Origin of the sequence: Mycobacterium sp. (assembly GCF_035653355.1) — a bacterium.
Classification (GTDB): domain Bacteria; phylum Actinomycetota; class Actinomycetes; order Mycobacteriales; family Mycobacteriaceae; genus Mycobacterium.
In genome coordinates this window covers 1-13,181 of the sequence record NZ_DASRBZ010000389.1, presented here as the reverse complement: position 1 = coordinate 13,181, position 13,181 = coordinate 1, and the positions used below count along the sequence as shown (strand labels likewise).

The 13,181-nt window shown below is 66.9% G+C and carries 11 protein-coding genes; 8 read left to right on the top strand and 3 right to left on the bottom strand.

The window, feature by feature from the left end:
* The 5 genes from secD to VFA16_RS13510 all read left to right on the top strand — a co-directional run.
* Nucleotides 1–1,454: protein translocase subunit SecD (gene secD, locus VFA16_RS13530; protein WP_324968310.1), on the top strand; the 1,454-nt coding region annotated here is incomplete at its 5' end.
* Nucleotides 1,455–1,458: 4 nt separating this feature from the next.
* Complete coding sequence (gene secF / locus VFA16_RS13525; RefSeq protein WP_324968309.1) at nucleotides 1,459–2,739, top strand: protein translocase subunit SecF; 1,281 nt, start codon at nucleotides 1,459–1,461, stop codon at nucleotides 2,737–2,739.
* Nucleotides 2,740–2,744: 5 nt separating this feature from the next.
* Nucleotides 2,745–4,400, top strand: coding sequence for an ABC transporter substrate-binding protein (locus VFA16_RS13520; RefSeq protein WP_324968308.1), 1,656 nt, complete (start codon nucleotides 2,745–2,747; stop codon nucleotides 4,398–4,400).
* Entirely contained in the window at nucleotides 4,355–4,933 is a 579-nt protein-coding gene (locus VFA16_RS13515; RefSeq protein ID WP_414687715.1) for an adenine phosphoribosyltransferase, read from the top strand. The genes VFA16_RS13520 and VFA16_RS13515 overlap by 46 nt, the downstream gene beginning before the upstream one ends.
* A gap of 52 nt (nucleotides 4,934–4,985) precedes the next feature.
* A complete protein-coding gene (locus tag VFA16_RS13510; protein WP_324968311.1) occupies nucleotides 4,986–7,388 on the top strand; it encodes a RelA/SpoT family protein in 2,403 nt (800 codons plus the stop codon).
* On the opposite strand, the gene VFA16_RS13505 is transcribed toward VFA16_RS13510, so the two are convergent.
* Both VFA16_RS13505 and VFA16_RS13500 read right to left on the bottom strand, forming a co-directional pair.
* Nucleotides 7,385–7,756 (bottom strand): hypothetical protein, encoded by a 372-nt coding sequence (locus tag VFA16_RS13505; RefSeq protein ID WP_324968306.1) that lies wholly within the window; start codon nucleotides 7,754–7,756, stop codon nucleotides 7,385–7,387. The genes VFA16_RS13510 and VFA16_RS13505 overlap by 4 nt on opposite strands.
* A gap of 77 nt (nucleotides 7,757–7,833) precedes the next feature.
* Entirely contained in the window at nucleotides 7,834–8,721 is an 888-nt protein-coding gene (locus VFA16_RS13500) for a peptidylprolyl isomerase (RefSeq protein ID WP_324968305.1), read from the bottom strand.
* Nucleotides 8,722–8,830: 109 nt separating this feature from the next.
* Here VFA16_RS13500 and VFA16_RS13495 point away from each other — a divergent pair, with 109 nt between their 5' ends.
* From VFA16_RS13495 to VFA16_RS13485, 3 genes are all read left to right on the top strand, one after another.
* Complete coding sequence (locus VFA16_RS13495; RefSeq protein ID WP_324968304.1) at nucleotides 8,831–9,496, top strand: MBL fold metallo-hydrolase; 666 nt, start codon at nucleotides 8,831–8,833, stop codon at nucleotides 9,494–9,496.
* Nucleotides 9,493–10,752: a histidine--tRNA ligase gene (gene hisS / locus VFA16_RS13490; protein ID WP_324968303.1), complete on the top strand. Its 1,260-nt coding sequence runs from the start codon at nucleotides 9,493–9,495 to the stop codon at nucleotides 10,750–10,752. Before VFA16_RS13495 ends, hisS begins: the two co-directional genes overlap by 4 nt.
* 141 nt (nucleotides 10,753–10,893) lie before the next feature.
* Nucleotides 10,894–12,144, top strand: a complete 1,251-nt coding sequence (locus VFA16_RS13485) for an HNH endonuclease signature motif containing protein (RefSeq protein ID WP_324968302.1) — start codon at nucleotides 10,894–10,896, stop codon at nucleotides 12,142–12,144.
* A 227-nt stretch (nucleotides 12,145–12,371) separates the two neighbouring features.
* Here VFA16_RS13485 and VFA16_RS13480 read toward each other — a convergent pair.
* Nucleotides 12,372–13,181, bottom strand: an 810-nt coding sequence (locus VFA16_RS13480) for a metallophosphoesterase (RefSeq protein ID WP_324968301.1), incomplete at its 5' end; no start/stop codon positions are given.

Here is a 13,181-nt window from a genome sequence, read left to right as displayed (position 1 = left end):
AGGCCCGCAATCTCGGGCAGACCGCGCGGCTCTACATCCGGCCCGTGATCAACGCGATCCCGGCAGAGACCGCACCGCCGCCGGATCAGCAGCCGCTGCCCGGCCCAGCGCCGGCGGGCACCCAGCCCGGCCAGCCCGGTGAAGCGCCACCGGAAGCCCCGCCCGGACAGCCCGGTGAAGCGCCGGCGGAAGCGCCCGGTCAGCCCGGCGAAGCGCCGGCGGGAACTCCCGGCGGACAGCCGGCACCGCAGCCGCGGCCGTACCCGTTGGAGCCGGCACCCAGCCCGACGCCCACGCCCGCACCGCCGGCGCCCGCCGCGAAACCGGCCCCACCGGATCCACGCAAAGACCTCGCCGAGCGCATCACCGAAGAGAAGAAGTGGCGACAGAGCACCAACCAGGGCGTGCAGTTTTTGGCCCTGCAGTACCAGGCCACCCGTTGCGGGCAGGACGACATCCTCGCCGGTAACGACGACCCCAAGCTGCCCCTGGTGACGTGTTCCACCGACCACAAGACCGCCTATCTACTGTCGCCGTCAATCATCAGCGGTGACCAAATCCAAAACGCCAGCTATGGCCTGGATCAGCACAGCGGCGGCTACGTCGTCGACCTGCAGTTCAAGAGCGGGGCAGCCAACACCTGGGCGGACTTCACCGCAGCCCACGTCGGCACCCAAACGGCGTTCACCTTGGACTCGCAGGTGGTCAGCGCGCCGCAGATTCGCGAAGCGATCCCGGGCGGGCGGACCCAGATCACCGGCAACTTCACCCAAAGCCAGGCCAGGGAACTGGCCAACGTGCTCAAATACGGTTCGCTGCCGCTGTCGTTCGAATCGTCGGAAGCCGAAACCGTCTCGGCCACACTGGGTTTGACGTCGCTGCGAGCGGGCCTCATTGCGGGTGCGATCGGGCTGGCCCTGGTGCTGGTGTACTCGCTGCTGTACTACCGGGCTTTGGGTGTGCTCACCGCGCTATCGCTCGCCGCTTCGGGCGCAATGGTTTTCGCCATCCTGGTGTTGCTGGGACGATATATCAACTACACGCTGGACTTGGCCGGCATCGCGGGTCTGATCATCGGTATCGGCACCACCGCCGACTCGTTCGTGGTGTTCTTCGAACGCATCAAAGACGAGATCCGCGAGGGTCGTTCGTTTCGCTCGGCGGTGCCTCGCGGTTGGGCGCGGGCCCGCAAGACGATCCTGTCGGGTAACGCGGTCACCTTCCTGGCCGCCGCCGTGCTGTACTTCCTGGCCATCGGACAGGTCAAGGGGTTCGCGTTCACGTTGGGGCTCACGACCATCCTTGACACCGTCGTGGTGTTCCTGGTGACCTGGCCGCTGGTGTATCTGGCTTCCAAGTCGGCAACGCTGGCCAAGCCGAAGTTCAACGGCCTGGGCGCGGTTCAGCAGGTCGCACGCGAGCGCCGCGCCGCCGCACAGGTAGGACGGGGATAGCGGGATGGCTTCCAAGGCGAATACCACAAGCGGTGCAACCGAACTCACCGAAACCTCCGCGGCTGCGCTCGACGTCAGCGACGAAACCCAACTGCCGCGCCACAACTTCTTCACTCGGCTCTACACCGGCACCGGCGCGTTCGAGGTCGTCGGTCGTCGCCGGTTTTGGTATGCGGTCAGCGCGGCGATCGTCGTGATCGCCCTCGCCAGCATCGTGATCCGCGGGTTCACCTTCGGCATCGATTTCGCCGGCGGTACCAAGGTGTCGTTCCCGCGCGGTGACGCCCGGGTCGCCCAAGTCGAAGACGTCTTCCGGCGCACTCTCGGCAGCGATCCGGAGTCGGTGGTGATCGTGGGTAACGGCGCCTCGGCGACCGTGCAGATCCGCTCTGAAACGCTGACCAACCAGCAGACCGCGAAGCTGAAAGACGCGCTGTTCAACGCGTTTCATCCCAAAGGCGCCGACGGCAAGCCCAGCAAGCAAGCGATCAGCGATTCCGCGGTGTCCGAAACGTGGGGCGGGCAGATCACCAAGAAAGCGGTGATCGCGCTGGTGGTGTTCTTGGTGCTGGTCACCCTCTACATCACCGTGCGCTACGAGCGCTACATGGCGATTTCTGCGCTGGCGGCCTTGTTCTTCGACTTGACCGTGACAGCCGGGGTGTATTCACTAGTCGGCTTCGAAGTCACCCCGGCCACCGTGATCGGCTGGCTGACCATCCTGGGTTTCTCGCTCTATGACACGGTCATCGTGTTCGACAAGGTCGAGGAGAACACCCATGGCTTCCAGCACACCACCCGGCGCACCTTCGCCGAGCAAGCCAATCTCGCGGTGAACCAGACCTTCATGCGCTCGATCAACACCAGCTTGATCTCGGTGCTACCGGTGATCGCCTTGCTGGTGGTGGCGGTGTGGCTGCTGGGCGTGGGCACCCTCAAGGACCTGGCGCTGGTACAGCTGATCGGCATCCTGGTCGGCACCTATTCGTCCATCTTCTTTGCGACCCCGCTGCTGGTGACCCTTCGGGAACGCACCGAACTGGTGCGCAGCCACACCCGACGGGTGCTGCGGCGCCGCGATCCATCGCGTGTCAGGGAGTCCGAAAAGGCTGGGGCAGCAACCGAATCCGCGACGGAACCACCCGGTGAGGAGTCGCAGCAGGAGGTCACCGCAGCCGCGGCCGCTCACAGCAAGCCGGCGCCAAGCAAACCCGCACCGGGCGCCCGCCCGGTGCGGCCCACCAGTAGCCAGCGGCGGCCCACCGGCAAGCGGAACAAGCGATAGCGCGGATGGCTTTCTGGTGTCGGCGCGCGGCCACGGTCTCGTTGGCGGCGACACTGGTGGCCGCCAGCCTGGGATTGCTGGCGGCCTGCGCGGGCAGCGCCGCCGGCCAGATTGACTATGCGGTCGACGGCACATTGGTTACCTACAACGCCAATACCGTCAACGGTGCCGCGTCAGCTGCAGCGCAGGCGTTCGCCCGCACGCTCACCGGGTTCGGTTACCACGGGCCCGACGGGCAGGTTGTCGCCGACCACGACTTCGGCACTGTCTCGGTGGTCGGCGGCGCGCCGCTGGTTCTGGATTACCAGATCGCCGATAACGCCGTGTATTCCGACGGCCGGCCGGTCACCTGTGACGACCTGGTGCTGGCCTGGGCCGCGCAGTCAGGTCGGTTCCCCGGTTTCGACGCCGCGAACCGCGCGGGCTACATCGATATCGCCAACATCGACTGCCACCCCGGACAGAAGAAGGCGCGCGTGTCGTTTGCCCCTGACCGCAATGCCGTCGACTACAGCCAGCTGTTCACTGCGACGTCGCTGATGCCGTCGCACGTGATCGCCGACGAGCTGGGCGTGGACGTCACCGCCGCACTGCAGACCAACAACACGCCGGTAGTGGACCGCATTGCGCAGGTATGGAACACGACGTGGGACCTCAAACCCGGCCTCGACTTGCGGCACTTCCCGTCGTCGGGACCGTACAAGGTCGAATCGGTGCTGCAGGGCGGCGCGGTGGTGCTCGTCGCCAACGATCGCTGGTGGGGCACCAAGCCGGTCACCAAGCGGGTCACAGTGTGGCCGCAGGAAGCCGACATCCAAGACCGGATCAACAACAAGTCCGTCGACGTCGTCGACGTCGCGGCCGGGTCGTCGGGATCGCTGATCACCCCGGACAACTACCAGCGCACCGACTCGGCGTCGGGCGGCATCCAGCAGTTGATCTTTGCGCCACTGGGTCCGCTGTCGCAGACCCGCGCCCGCCGCGCGCTTGCGATGTGTACGCCACGCGATGTGATCGCACGCGACGCCGCGGTGCCGATCGCCAACGCGAGGCTGCATACCGCCGCCGACGATGCGCTGGGGCAAGCGGAGAGCGCCGTCCCGGCGGCCGCGCCGTTCATCCGCGCCAATCCCGACGCCGCCCGCAACGAGCTGGGTGGTTCGCCGCTGCCCGTGCGGATCGGCTACCGGGCACCGAACGCACGGTTGGCCGCCATCGTCGGGACCATCGCCAAAGCCTGCGCGCCGGCCGGCATTGCAGTCTCCGACGCCACCTCACCGGCGACCGGCCCGCAGACGTTGAAGGCGGGCCAGATCGACGTGTTGCTGGCCAGCACCGGTGGCGCCACCGGAAGCGGGTCGACCGGATCGTCGGCGATGGACGGCTACGACCTGTTCAGCGGCAACGGCAACAACCTCTCCGGCTACCGCAACAGCCAAGTCGACGGCATTATCAGCTCCCAGGCCGTCTCCGCCGATCCCGCAGACCTCGCGCGGCTGCTGGGCGACGGCGCCGCGGTGTTGTGGGCCGACATGCCGACGCTGCCGCTGTACCGCCAACAGCGCACCCTGGTCACGTCGAAGAAGATGTATGCCGTGACCAGCAACCCGACCCGCTGGGGCGCTGGTTGGAACATGGACCGCTGGGTACTGGTGCGGTGAGCGGCCGCGGCACGTCGGTGGATGAACTGATCGCATCCTTGACCCGGGAAGTGGCCGACTTTCCTAGGCCGGGAACGCAGTTCAAAGACCTCACCCCGCTGTTCGCCGACCCGCGCGGACTGGCGGCCGTCACCGACGAGCTGGCCGACGCCGCCGCCGGAGCCGACCTGGTGGCCGGCATCGACGCGCGCGGGTTTCTGGTCGCCGGCGCTGTCGCGACCCGGCTGGGCACCGGCGCGCTGGCCATCCGTAAGGGCGGGAAGCTGCCGCCGCCGGTGCTTGCCGAGGCCTACAAGCTGGAGTACGGCACCGCGATCCTGGAGATTCCGGCGAGTGGGATTGAGTTGGCGGGCCGGCGCGTTGTGATCCTCGACGACGTGCTGGCCACCGGCGGCAGCCTGGGCGCGGCGCACCGGCTGCTCGAGCACGCCGGCGCCGTCGTGACCATGGCGGCGGTGGTGCTAGAGCTCGCTGAGCTGGGCGGCCGCGAGTTGCTGGCGCCGCTGCCGGTGCGCAGCTTGCGGGCGATCTAGCCGGGGCAATCCGGCTCAAGCGGGATATCCTGGGAGGTCGGAGGTGACGAACGTGGCGGACGACCCGGGCACCGCGCAAGCGCTGCAGCAGCCCACCACCCAGCCGCTGCCGGTCGCCGACATCCCGGGGGCCGACGAGCCGACAGAGTCTCGCGCCGAGACGCGGGTCGAGGCCCGCACCGAAACGCTGAAGACGTCCAGCAGCGCCTCGCGGCGGGTGCGGGCGCGGCTGGCGCGGCGGATGACCGCGCAGCGCAGCGCCATCAACCCGGTGCTCGAACCGCTGGTCGCGGTCCACCGGCAGGTCTACCCCAAAGCCGACCTGTCGCTGCTGCAGCGCGCCTACGAAGTCGCCGAGCAGCGACACGCGGACCAGCTGCGCCACTCCGGGGATCCCTACATCACCCACCCGCTGGCCGTCGCCAACATCCTGGCCGAGCTCGGCATGGACACCACCACCCTGGTGGCCGCACTGCTGCACGACACAGTCGAAGACACCGGCTACACGCTGGAGCAACTGACCGAGGACTTCGGTGATGAGGTCGGCAATCTCGTCGACGGGGTGACCAAGCTGGACCGGGTCGTGCTGGGCAGCGCCGCCGAGGGCGAGACCATCCGCAAGATGATCATCGCGATGGCCCGCGACCCGCGGGTGCTGGTGATCAAGGTGGCCGACCGGCTGCACAACATGCGCACCATGCGCTTCCTGCCGCCGGAGAAGCAGGCCCGCAAAGCGCGCGAGACGCTGGAAGTCATTGCACCGCTTGCCCATCGGCTGGGGATGGCCACCGTCAAGTGGGAGCTGGAGGACCTCGCATTCGCGATCCTGCACCCCAAGAAGTATGAAGAGATCGTGCGGCTGGTGGCCGACCGGGCACCGTCGCGCGACACCTATCTCGCCAAGGTGCGCGACGAGATCGTGGCCACCCTGAAGGCGTCGAAGATCAACGCCACTGTCGAGGGCCGGCCGAAGCACTACTGGTCGATCTACCAGAAGATGATCGTCAAGGGCCGCGACTTCGACGACATACACGACCTAGTGGGCATCCGTATTCTGTGCGACGAGATCCGCGACTGTTATGCCGCTGTGGGCGTGGTGCATTCGCTGTGGCAGCCGATGGCGGGCCGGTTCAAGGACTACATCGCGCAGCCGCGGTACGGGGTGTACCAGTCGCTGCACACCACGGTCGTCGGGCCGGAAGGCAAGCCGCTGGAGGTGCAGATCCGCACCCGCGACATGCACCGCACCGCCGAATACGGCATCGCTGCGCACTGGCGCTACAAAGAAGCCAAGGGCCGCAACGGCGTTCCGCACCCGCACGCCGCTGCCGAGATCGACGACATGGCCTGGATGCGCCAATTGCTCGACTGGCAACGAGAGGCCGCCGACCCCGGCGAGTTCCTGGAGTCGCTGCGTTACGACCTTGCGGTGCAACAGATTTTCGTGTTCACCCCGAAGGGAGACGTGATCACGCTGCCGGCCGGATCGACGCCGGTGGACTTCGCCTACGCCGTGCACACCGAAGTGGGGCACCGCTGCATCGGCGCACGCGTCAATGGCCGGCTGGTGGCGCTGGAACGCAAGCTGGAAAACGGGGAAGTCGTCGAGATCTTCACGTCCAAGGCGCCCAACGCGGGGCCGTCGCGCGACTGGCAGCAGTTTGTGGTGTCGCCGCGCGCCAAGACCAAGATCCGTCAGTGGTTCGCCAAGGAGCGCCGCGAGGAAGCGCTGGAAGCCGGTAAAGAGGCGATGGCCCGCGAAGTGCGCCGTGGTGGACTTCCGTTGCAGCGCTTAGTCAATGGCGGGTCGATGGCGGCGGTGGCCAACGAGCTGCACTACGCCGACGTCTCCGCGCTGTATACCGCGATCGGAGAGGGTCACGTATCGGCCAAGCACGTCGTGCAGCGGCTGCTGGCCGAGCTCGGCGGCATCGAGCAGGCCGAAGAGGAGCTTGCCGAGCGGTCGACGCCGGCGACCATGCCGCGCCGCCAGCGCACCGACGACACCGGCGTCGCGGTGCCGGGCGCGCCCGGCGTGCTGACCAAGCTCGCCAAGTGCTGCACTCCGGTGCCGGGCGATGTGATCATGGGCTTTGTCACCCGCGGCGGCGGGGTCAGTGTGCACCGCACCGACTGCACCAACGCCGCTTCGCTGCGCCAGCAGTCAGAGCGCATCATCGAGGTGCACTGGGCGCCGTCGCCGTCGTCGGTGTTCTTGGTGGCGATCCAGGTGGAAGCGCTCGACCGGCACCGGCTGCTGTCGGACGTGACCCGCGCGCTGGCAGACGAAAAGGTCAACATCCTCTCGGCCTCGGTGACCACCTCCAACGACCGGGTTGCCATCAGCCGTTTCACATTTGAGATGGGTGACCCCAAGCACTTGGGGCATCTGCTCGACGTCGTCCGCAACGTCGAAGGTGTCTACGACGTCTATCGGGTGACCTCTGCCGCCTAGCCTTTAGTGCGCCGAGCGCCGCCGCGCCTCGAGCCCATGTCGGCGACTTTCGTCTCCGGCTCACGCTGGCCGCGCAGCTGGATCACCCCTTCGGCGTCACTGCCCACCGGTTTCGCTGCGCCCTCGAGCACCTCGCCGACGACACGGACCGACCATGGAAAGGCGGTGTTGGTCAACGCCTTGAACAACGGCACCGCAGCGATGAACACCGCCAGTGGCGGTTCGATGAAACCCAGCCCGACGGCGGCTGCCAGGCCACCGAAAAACCCGACCGATCTCGGCACGTCGATCTCGACGCTGCCCACTTGCACTTCCAGCACGTTTTCCGGAGCGCCGAACCGAATCTGCGCCACGCTGTCGGCAGCCATCACAGCCTCCCGTCACCGGCGAACCACCGCCAGCGGGGTACCCGGTTTAGGTCCCTGCTACCAGGGCCGAGCGGAACTCAGTCCAGCCGCACCGACTTGATCGTGACCTTGGTGACAGGTGCGCCGTCCTGGCCGCCGCCGACGACGCCGCCCTTGGCGATCTTGTCGAGGGTCGCCAGGCCGTCCTGCTGGATGGTGCCGAACGCGGTGTATTCGGGCGGCAGCTGAGAGTCCTTGTACACCAGGAAGAACTGGCTGCCGTTGGTGTTCGGTCCGGCGTTGGCCATGGCGATCGTGCCGCGCGGATAGAGCACCGGCTCGTGCAGCGCGGGGTCGTCGGTCTTGTACTGGTCGGTGGGATATTCGTTGGCGAATTGATAGCCCGGCCCGCCGGTGCCGTCGCCTTTGGGGTCGCCGCATTGCAGCACGCTCAGCGTCGGCGAGGTGGTCAGCCGATGGCATTGGGTGTCGTCGAAGAACTTCTGCTGGGCCAAGCTGGCGAAGCTGTTGACCGTGCACGGCGCCTTGGCGTTGTCGAGGAGCAGACCGATGTTGCCCTGATCAGTGACCATGCTGACGCTGACCTGCGCCGGATCCGTCGGCACCTTGCCCGACCGCGGCGGGTTCACCGGCTTGCTCGCCGGATCCGGCGACGGCGGGTACTGGCAGTTGGCACCCAGGTTGGCCGACGGCGTGAACGACGGCAACGGCGGCACGCCGGGTGCTGCGGGCTGGGCCGGGGTAGTCGTCGCCGATGTACCGCTTTTCGCCGACTCGGTCCGGTTGTGGTGCTCGTGGTTGGCGAGCACCAGGGTTGCCACGGCCGCGGCGATCACAACCACCGCGGCGACCGAACTACCGACGATGATCATGGTCCGGCGCCGGCGGGCTTGCTCAGCACGACGCTCCATCTGCCGTTCGAGTTTGCGCTTGGCTGACGCCCGTCGTTGTTCATTGCTCGGCACCGCCGCTACCCTCCATCGTCGTTCTCTCGAGTCTCGACAGAGTGTGCCAGCCGCTCCTGAACACGGGTCGCACCACCCGTGGGCTGTGGCGGATGGGAGACTGGGAACCGTGTTGATCACCGGATTCCCCGCTGGCTTCCTGCAGTGCAACTGCTACGTGGTGGCGCCGCATCCCGGCGCGGACGCGATCATCGTCGACCCCGGCCAGCGTGCGATGGGCCAGCTGCGGCGCATCCTCGACGAGAACCGGCTGACCCCGGCGGCGGTCCTGCTCACCCACGGCCACATCGACCACATCTGGTCGGCGCAGAAGGTGTCCGACACCTTCGGCTGCCCCGCTTACATCCATCCCGAGGACCGGTTCATGCTCACCGACCCGATCAAGGGCTTCGGTCCGCGGCTGGGCCAGCTCCTGTTCAGTGCGATGTTTCGTGAACCCCAGCAGGTCGTCGAACTCGACCGCGACGGGGACAAGATCGACCTGGCCGACATCACCGTCACCGTCGACCACACCCCCGGCCACACCCGCGGATCGGTCGTTTTCCGGCTCGGCGGGAACGGGTCCGACGTCGTGTTCACCGGAGACACACTGTTCGAGCGCTCGGTGGGCCGCACCGACCTGTTCGGCGGCAGCGGCCGCGACCTGCTCTGCTCGATTGTCGACAAACTTCTGGTGCTCGACGACAACACGGTGGTATTGCCCGGCCACGGTCCCAAGACCACGATCGGCGCCGAGCGCCGGCACAACCCGTTCCTCGAAGGCCTCAGCCCGTGAATCCATTCGCAGCACCCAAGGGCGTACCGGACTACGTCCCTCCGGATTCGGCGCGGTTTGTGGCGGTGCGCGACGGCCTGCTCGACGCCGCGCGCCGCGCCGGCTACAGCGACGTCGAGCTGCCGATCTTCGAAGACACCGCGCTGTTCGCCCGCGGGGTCGGCGAGTCCACCGACGTGGTGTCCAAGGAGATGTACACGTTCAGCGACCGCGGTGACCGGTCGGTCACCCTGCGCCCTGAGGGCACCGCCGGTGTGGTGCGCGCAGTGATCGAGCACAAGCTCGACCGCGGCACCCTGCCGGTGAAGCTGTGTTATGCGGGCCCGTTTTTCCGCTACGAACGTCCCCAGGCCGGCCGCTACCGCCAGCTGCAGCAGGTCGGCGTGGAAGCGATCGGCGTCGATGATCCGGCGCTGGACGCCGAAGTGATCGCGGTCGCCGACAACGGCTTTCGTTCCCTGGGCCTGCAGGACTTCCGGCTGGAAATCACCTCACTGGGCGACGAGACCTGCCGCCCCCAGTACCGAGAGTTGTTGCAGGACTTCCTGTTCCAGCTCGACTTGGACGAGGAAACCCGTAGGCGCGCCGAGATCAACCCGATGCGGGTGCTCGACGACAAGCGCCCGGAGGTCAAGGCGATGACGGCTGACGCGCCGGTGATGCTCGACCATTTGTCCGATGTCGCCAAGCAGCACTTCGACACCGTGCTGGCCCACCTCGACGCGCTCGGCGTGCCGTATGTCATCAATCCGCGCATGGTGCGGGGATTGGATTACTACACCAAGACCGCGTTCGAGTTCGTCCACGACGGGCTTGGTGCGCAATCCGGGATCGGCGGCGGCGGACGCTACGACGGGCTGATGCGCCAGCTCGGTGGAGCCGACCTGTCCGGCATCGGATTCGGCCTGGGAGTCGACCGCACAATGCTCGCCCTGCAATCCGAGGGCAGGACGGTGGGGGAGAGCAGTCGATGCGACGTGTTCGGCGTGCCGTTGAGCGATCAGGCCAAGCTGCAGCTGGCGGTTTTGGCCGGCCAGTTGCGGGCCCGGGGGTTGCGCGTCGACCTCGCCTACGGCGATCGGGGTCTCAAAGGCGCGATGCGCGCCGCCGACCGCTCCGGTGCACGCGTCGCGCTGGTCGTCGGCGACCGCGATATCGACGCCGGCACAGTTGGCGTGAAAGACCTGGCGACCGGTGAGCAGGTAGACGTGGCGGCTGATTCCGTTGTGTCCGAAGTGGCTTCGCGGTTGGCATAGCTAGTTACATCACACCGGCATCTGGTGCCACAGCAGTCACGAACGCGGATTCGCGGTTGTTGCTGCGGGTTTGACCGGTTGTGTTCCGGATGCGGGATCGGGCGGCCCGTTTTTGTCGGTGGTGGCTGCGATGATGACGTCATGTCTTCGACCGCATCCGCTGGCGCCGTGGTGGTGAGTCCTTGCGAGCGTCTTGAGGTGCTGTTTGAGGAGTTGGCGGAGTTGAGCGGTCAGCGCAACGCGATTGATGGGCGCATCGTTGAGATCGTGGCCGAGATCGAGCGCGACGAATTGTGGGGTGCCACCGGTGCGCGGTCCGTGCCGGCGTTGGTGGCCTGGAAGACCGGTTGCTCGCCGGCAAACGCCCACACCATCACCGCCATCGCGAGCCGGCTGGAGGAGTTCCCGCGTTGCGCGGAAGGTATGCGTGAGGGCCGGTTGTCGGCCGATCAGGTCGGCGTGATCGCGGCGCGGGCCGGGGAGGGATCCGATGAGCATTACGCGCAGCTGGCGGCCTGCGCCACGGTCACTCAGTTGCGCACCGCGGTCAAGCTGGAACCGCGGCCCGAACCCGAACCTTCCGGCGAGCCGGAGCGCTCGATCACCAAAACCTCTGACGAGCGGGGCAGCTGCTATCGGATCACCCTTCCCCGTCATGACGCCGCGAAGTTCGACGCCGCCTTGGCGTCGCATCGTGATGCGCTGATCGCCGAGTACAAGCACGATCACAGCGATGGCGGGGGCGCTTCTGATCAGCGGCCCCCGTTCCCTACCACCGCCGAGGCGTTTATGCGCCTGGTCGAGGCGGGATGGGATACCGAGGCGGCGCAGCGGCCACACGGGCAGCACACCACCGTGGTAGTGCACCTCGACGTTGAGCAGCGCGCAGCGGCACTGCATCTGGGTCCGCTGCTGTCCGATGCCGAACGCCGATACTTGACGTGTGATGCCGCGTGTGAAGTTTGGTTCGAACGTCACGGCGAGGTTATTGGTGCCGGCCGGGCGACCCGCGTGATCAACCGGCGGCTTCGCCGCGCGCTGGAGTATCGCGACCGCATGTGCGCGGTTCCCGGTTGTGGTGCCACCCGTGGCCTGCATGCCCATCACATCCGACACTGGGAAGACGGTGGGCCCACGGTGTTGGCCAACCTGGTGCTGTTATGCCCGTATCATCACCGGTTGCACCATCGTGGCGTCATCACCATCACCGGACCCGCAGACGCTCTGATCGTCACCGACAGCGCCGGCCGAGTACTGAGCCCGGGATCGCTGGCGCGCCCACCAACCCAGCCCCCGCCTGCGGTGGCGCCGTGTCCGGGACCTACCGGCGAGCGTGCCGACTGGTGGTGGTATGAACCCTTCCAACCCCAACCACCACCGATAAACAACTAGCGTGGTTGGGAGTTGAAACACGTTGAGGCATAAAGAATTCGTTCGCACCACCCGGCTACCTACCGCAGCGCGGACATCGGGGTTGACAAAACCCACACCGCCGCCGACCCGCGAGTCAATACCGGAATCACGGACCGTGGTAGTACTAACTCCGAGTCGCTCGTAGCCGGGCACATCGACACATCCCTCTTCTTGAGAAGCGTGGGATTCGCCGAAGGTGAAACCAATTAGCCGCCGCGCGGTCTAGTCATGGTGAACTGGTCGACGACGGCCAGCGCACCGGCGGGCCCGCGCACCGCGTAATGGGTGGCCTTGATTGACGTCGTGCCGCCCGGCTGGCCGGGATCGACCTCGAAAGCGGCGAAGCCGTACGGGTTGTCGCGGTCGCGGAACGCCGACCACGGCGCGTCCTCTGTCAGATAAATCGGCGCCTTGCGGCCGATCGAAGGATCGAATTCGCCGATCCCGGTCACCACGCGACACCGCGGCTGAGCGAAGAACAGCTTGTTCGACGGCGACGACGTGCCACCGCCGCCGATAACGACGTGCACGGTTCCTTTGGTGGTGTCGACGACGTCGGCGCGGGTATCGACGGGTATCGGCGTGCGGGTGTCGCCACCCTGCACGCCGCGGATCGGATGCGAACGCTCGTAGTGGTGTTCGTGGCCGCACACCACCAGGTCGACCTGGTAGCGGTCGAACAGCGGCAGCCATTCCTCGCGGATGCCCAGATCGGCGCCGTTCGTGCGGTCGGTGGTCGAGATCGCCGTCTGATGCATACAGACGACGATCCAGTCGATCGCCGGGTCGCGGCGCGCATCGGCGAGTTCAGATTGCAGCCAACGCTTTTGCGCACCGCCCGAGTAGCCGTGAATGTAGAAGTTGCCGCCGTCCTGGAAGCACACATCGTCGTTGTTGAGGCTGATCACCCGCACCGAGCCGGCGGTGAACGAGTACCACAGTCCGCGCAATTGTGGGTTTGATCCCGAATCGGGTAATGCGAAGTACGTCTGGTAGGCGGCGTAACCGACTGGCCC

Bases quoted from the DNA above. Each gene is read 5' to 3' on its own strand.
- secF (WP_324968309.1), top strand. From the start codon at position 1,459: ATGGCTTCCAAGGCGAATACCACAAGCGGTGCAACCGAACTCACCGAA.
- VFA16_RS13520 (WP_324968308.1), top strand. From the start codon at position 2,745: ATGGCTTTCTGGTGTCGGCGCGCGGCCACGGTCTCGTTGGCGGCGACA.
- VFA16_RS13505 (WP_324968306.1), bottom strand. From the start codon at position 7,756: ATGGCTGCCGACAGCGTGGCGCAGATTCGGTTCGGCGCTCCGGAAAAC.
- VFA16_RS13485 (WP_324968302.1), top strand. From the start codon at position 10,894: ATGTCTTCGACCGCATCCGCTGGCGCCGTGGTGGTGAGTCCTTGCGAG.